The 494-nt window shown below is 48.0% G+C and carries 1 protein-coding gene; it reads left to right on the top strand.

Annotated features, from left to right (window positions below):
- Positions 1-494, top strand: a 494-nt coding sequence (locus AB4114_RS35885; protein WP_441992687.1) for a hypothetical protein, incomplete at both ends; no start/stop codon positions are given.

Raw genomic sequence — 494 nt, 5'->3', positions numbered from 1 at the left:
CTAAGAAATCATTTCAACGTGTTGGGGACCGCGATCAAGGCCGATAAAGGCCAGATTCTAATCATTATGGCCAGCGAGGGAAATGACACCGCGATAAGTACGATCGGAAATCTGTTAACCATACACGCCAAAACGAAAGCGGGGGTTGCAGCAGGGGAAACAACGGTGTCGTTATCCGACTTTATGGTTTCCCTCGCGGGTTCGGGTACGCCAGTTACCGGAGCATCTCTCAGCATTCAAATTAAAGATGTGGATAAAGCGGAATTGAACGCTGCGATTATTGCCGCGCAGAACAAGCATGATGCAGCGACGGAAGGAAACAATATCGGCCAGTATTCGAACGGATCGAAAGCGATATTACAATCAGTAATTAACAACGTCAAAGCGGTACGCGATAACGCAGCATCAACCCAAACGGAAGTCGCGGATGCAATGAGTGCTCTAAATGCGGCGTTGACAACGTTCAATAATTCAGTACACACCGATTCTGGTAC

The sequence above is a fragment of the Paenibacillus sp. 2RAB27 genome, from assembly GCF_052115445.1.
GTDB lineage: Bacteria > Bacillota > Bacilli > Paenibacillales > NBRC-103111 > Paenibacillus_E.
Note: the sequence above shows the minus strand (reverse complement) of the source record. Positions and strands in the feature narration are given on the sequence as shown.